At 40.7% G+C, this 2,220-nt stretch carries 2 protein-coding genes; both read left to right on the forward strand.

Translation table 11 applies throughout. The features are described 5' to 3' along the window. The first annotated feature begins 180 nt into the window (after positions 1-180). Positions 181-1,428: a hypothetical protein gene (locus ACO4PX_RS09970; protein WP_472469751.1), complete on the forward strand. Its 1,248-nt coding sequence runs from the start codon at positions 181-183 to the stop codon at positions 1,426-1,428. A 174-nt stretch (positions 1,429-1,602) separates the two neighbouring features. Beyond that, positions 1,603-2,220: 4Fe-4S dicluster domain-containing protein (locus tag ACO4PX_RS09975; protein ID WP_485572550.1), on the forward strand; the 618-nt coding region annotated here is incomplete at its 3' end.

The following is a 2,220-nucleotide window of genomic DNA, read 5'->3' on the forward strand; positions in this document are numbered from 1 at the left end:
ACTAATATCTTATTTATTATATTACCTTCTTTCCATTTCGCAAAGCTTTTATTAAAATATTTGATTAAATATCAATTCTATTTTGTTTTTTAACTTTGTATTTTAATTATCGTCTCTTTTTTTTGCTCCATAAGGGCAATTTCAGAGTTTATAGAATATTTCTTTTTAAGGAGAAAGCTTATGATGAATCCCTTTGATATTCAGGAATGGAAGCCGACATTTTGTAAGACGGAAAAAGAATTAAATGCTTTTTGGGAAGAAAATCAGATTGCAAAGAAAAAAATCATCAAAATCAATGCCATCGGTATTGCTCTCAACTTAGAGGACTGGGCTTTAGAAGAACGCATACTGAAGATGTTAAGCGACTCAGGAGTGACCGCGCATCTTATGCAGAGAATGAACAAGGAATTGTATAACAATGTTCAACTAAACGCCGAGTTGGAACTTTGGGAGCCGATTGTTTTTGTCCTGGAGGATTATTCCACGGTTGAGCTTATGATCTTTCCCGATGGAGTGCTGGGCGTGTCCGTAAATCAGATTGATCCGAATACTACAGAAGGCATAAATCACGGAACTTGCGATGCCGGCGTTCTCTTTTCAGAGATGCTCTCTCGAAAATGTAAAAGACCGGAATTCTATCATAGAATCAGCTATCATGGCTCTGATGAAGGAGAAAAAGTGCAAAGGGAGGATTACGCCTTTGTTTTTACCCTGTCTGGTAACTCCGGTTTGCGTTTTTTTATCCGGGCAGGGCGTCATTCCACATTTACATGTGGCCTTTTCTATAGCTATTTTAATTGGGATAAAGACATACACAAAATACCCTTGGAAAGGATATCCAAATCACGGAAGGATATTCGCCAAGCAGCGATATTGGAAGGAGGGGATTCAGGCGGTTATTTCTCGATTGTACCTACTATGGTAGAGGATAAACCAGTAGATTCAAATTATCCATGGGGCACTCAAGACTACTATAGAAATATCATAATGATAGATGAAATGGATGTTCAGCCTCTTTTGTTTTATTTTCTTGAAAAATACTTTGATGAAGACTTGAATAAAAAATGTACCGATAGAGATCCCTATAATAGTAGGGGATTCCAAGACTATGCGGATCCGAATCTCTACAGCTATCCTACCATGAAAGAAATGCTACAGGAAATTGAAGAAAAGGCAAGGCTTTTACAAGAGGACTTTGAAAACCCGGAACTAAATGAATTGATAGACGACTTTTCCATATCTTATTTTCTTCCGAATGAATTATGGGATTTGCCCCATCAAGAGGATTGGAATGAGGAAAAGAGAAGAGAGATTATTCGGAATAATCTCGGCATTGCTATTGATTTTTATGCCCGTTTTGTAAGTAGAGTAAGAAAGCTTATGGAACGAAATCCGGATTGTGAATGTATCTGCTTTACCGGCCCATAAAAATACAGAAATATCATCACAGGAAGCTTTTGTCTGTCAGTATTTTTTTTCGTACTAAGGGAAAGTATATCCCCGAAAGCGGAAAACTATGTTATACTTTTAACGAGTTTGACTTCTCGGAGAAATGAGCGCTTCTCCGGGAACAGAAAAGAGTCTAAGTAAGGAGAAAAGAGTATGGTTACAAATGACAAGGGTTTTATCCCTCTCAAACACCGTGTAATTGAAGGCTTGGCAAGAATCGCATGGAACGGAGAAGTTACGGAAGAGGCAAAGGAAGGCTTAATCCGGGAGTTATCCCCGGGACCGAAGGCCGCCTTCCGTTGCTGTGTATATAAGGAAAGGGAAATTCTTCGTTGGCGTATTCGTCTGGCTTGTAATGAGGATGCCAGCCCGAAGAGAAAGAGCAGCAATGTCATTCAGGTTATCGACCCTGCCTGTGAGGAGTGCCCTATTTCTTCCTATTCCGTTACGGATAACTGCCGTCTTTGTTTAGGTAAGGCCTGCCAGAACAGCTGTCACTTTGGTGCCATTACCATGACAGACCAAAGAGCCCACATTGATCCTATGAAGTGTAAGGAATGTGGAATGTGTGCAACAGCCTGCCCCTACAGTGCCATTGCCCAGCTTACCCGTCCCTGTAAAAAGCCCTGTCCGGTAAATGCTATTACTTACGATGAAAACGGTCTTTGCGTTATTGATGACAATCGTTGCATCCGCTGCGGACAGTGCGTACACTCCTGCCCCTTCGGTGCGATTTCCACAAAGACCCATCTTTTGCAGGTAATTTCCGCC

The organism is Oribacterium sp., from assembly GCF_057249185.1.

What these genes read in the sequence shown, in the direction of transcription:
- ACO4PX_RS09970 (WP_472469751.1), top strand. Translation starts at nt 181, where the DNA reads ATGATGAATCCCTTTGATATTCAGGAATGGAAGCCGACATTTTGTAAG.